Genomic DNA, 2,658 nt, shown 5'->3' with positions numbered 1-2,658 from the left:
TGGGTGCCCACCAGCCCCAAAGGAAAATTCGAAGTCCTCTTCCGCCTCTACGGTCCGGAAAAACCGCTGTTCGACAAGACATGGATGCTGCCGGATATCGAGAAGACAAAGTGAGGACACTCACATGAAAATACGGGCTTTCACAATTGCCACGGCACTCTCGTTCGCCGCGCTTGGTTCCTTAGCGGGCTTGCAAGCCCGAGCAGCGGATGCCGTACCGGTCACCGTCGACAATTTCGTTCGCGCCGAAACCGATCTCTATTTCGGCAGTGCGATCAAGGACGCAGGTGGGATAGGCAAGTTCCTGCATCGCCGCGAGCCGATGCAGATCGAGCATCAGGCCGTTGTTCGCGCGAATCGCGATACGCTTTATTCGTCCGCCGTTTTCGACCTCGACGCCGGTCCCGTGACGATCACATTGCCCGACGCCGGAGACCGGTTCATGTCGCTGATGATCGTCAACGAGGATCACTATGTGCCGCAAGTCGTCTATGGGGGCGGTAGCTATAAGCTCGACAAGGAGACGGTCGGCACGCGCTATGTGCTTGCCGGTATCCGCACGTTGGTCGATCCAGCCAATCCCGACGACGTGACGAAAGTGCATGCCCTGCAGGATGCGATAAAGGCCGAGCAGGCCAATGCCGGCAGCTTCGAAAGCCCGGCGTGGGATCAGGCGAGCCAGAAGAAGGTGCGCGATGCACTGCTGGTTCTTGCCACCACGATGCCAGACTTCAAGGGTGCATTCGGCAAGAAGGGAGACGTCGACCCTGTCCGCCACCTCGTTGGCAGTGCGGCAGCATGGGGTGGCAATCCGGACAAGGATGCCACCTATCTCAACATCACCCCGGCCAACAATGACGGCACAACCGTCTACAAACTTGACGTCAAGGATGTGCCCGTCGACGGCTTCTGGTCGGTGAGCCTCTACAATGCCGAAGGCTATTACGAGAAGAACCAGTACAACGCCTACTCGCTGAACAACCTCACGGCCAAGAAGGGCGACGACGGCACAATCTCTGTCCAGTTCGGCAGTTGTGACGGCAAGATCGCCAATTGCCTGCCGATCATGAAGGGCTGGAATTACACCGTGCGGCTCTACCGCCCGCGAGCCGAGATTTTGGACGGGAAGTGGACATTCCCGGAGCCGAAGGCGGCCAAATAACAATCCTGCGATCTTCGGCGCCGTCACAAATACCGGCTGAACCAGGAGGGAAGGATGACGCGTCAAACTGCTCCACTCGCGAAAGCCCCGGTCAGATCGTCTGAAGCGGATGCTGCCGGGTTGAACCCGCAACCCTTGCCGCCCTCGCCGAACTGGGCGGCGGCGATGCCCTCCGGCCCTGACGCGCGGGTGAAAATCACCGAGCAGTACGCGCGAACCGTCGCGCGGGACGCCTTTCTCTGGGCTTGGCCCCTGGTCAATGTCATGAACCGCCGCGCGATAAATGCAGAGATCCCGCAGCCGCTGATCTCAGGCGGCGCTCCGGCCGCGCCACTCAACCGGCTATCGATGATTACGGACTACATAGCGCCCGACGAGCGGTTGGTAGCCTGCCCGAACCAGGATGTCGTCTATGGCGGCGGGCCGCTGGCGCTGGATCTTTCACCGGCGGTGATACAGGTGCCAGATTTCGGCAATCGCTTCTGGGTCTACCAGATCGTCAATTCACGAACCGACAGCTTCGCAAGCCTGGGCAAGATGTATGCGAGCCAGCCCGGCTTCTACTTGTTCGTCGGCCCGGGCTGGCAGGGTGAGGTACCCAAGGGCATCGCGAAGGTGTTTCGATGCACCACGACGACCGGCTACGTGATCCCTCGTGTGTTCATGGACGACACCATTGAGGACCGGGCAGCGATTCAGCCGGTCATCAACCAGATAAACATCTACCCGCTCAGCGAATTCGACGGCACCATGAAAACTGTCGACTGGAAAGGCATTCCGCATGTCGATGCCGAGGGTGGCGATAAGGAAACGCCATGGGTACCGCCGGCAACGTTCTTCGACGCATTGCCCGGTGCGCTCGCCGATGCTCCTCCGCTTCCCGGCGAAGAGGCTCGCTACGCCCAGGTCCTGGCGGTGCTGCAGGCGGCAAAGGTCGACGCGGGTCTGCGAAAGGCGATGGACGATGAGGCGGCCAGGGCCGATACCGAGCTTGTCGCTCCCCTGTTCGAATTCCGCAACTGGGGGGTCCAACTCCCGTTCAATTGGTCGACGACATCCAACAACGCAGCATTCGGCACGGACTATTTTACGCGGACTGCCGTCGCGAAATCCAACATCTTCGTCAATGCACCGAACGAGACGAAGTATTATTATCAAGACCTCGATGCGGACGGCCGACGTCTGAACGGAAGCAAAAAGTATACTGTAACTTTTCCGAAGGACCAAACGCCGCCCGTGAGGGGCTTTTGGTCGCTGACGCTCTACAACGAACACCATTTCTTTGCGCCGAACGTTATCAAGCGATACTCGGTCGGCACGAAGAACGCGGATCTCAGGCTTGCCGCCGACGGGTCCTTGGCGATCATCGTTCAATCCGATGCGCCCTCGGACCCTGTGCAGCGGGCCAATTGGCTTCCTGCGCCGAAAGGTGCCGACTTCTCGCTCTTCCTGCGCGCCTATTGGCCAAAAACCGCGGTCATCGATGGCTCCTGGAC

2 protein-coding genes are annotated in these 2,658 nt (G+C 59.7%); both read left to right on the top strand.

The window, feature by feature from the left end:
- The first annotated feature begins 124 nt into the window (after positions 1 to 124).
- Positions 125 to 1,162 carry a DUF1254 domain-containing protein gene (locus ACXJ7R_RS29495; protein ID WP_457154905.1) on the top strand — a complete coding sequence of 346 codons (1,038 nt, stop codon included), beginning with the start codon at positions 125 to 127 and terminating at the stop codon, positions 1,160 to 1,162.
- Positions 1,163 to 1,216: 54 nt separating this feature from the next.
- Positions 1,217 to 2,658 (top strand): DUF1214 domain-containing protein (locus ACXJ7R_RS29490; RefSeq protein ID WP_457154904.1); only part of this gene is annotated, 1,442 nt, incomplete at its 3' end.

The sequence above is a fragment of the Mesorhizobium sp. P5_C1 genome (assembly GCF_054049815.1).
This window is presented reverse-complemented; position numbering and strand designations above follow the sequence as displayed.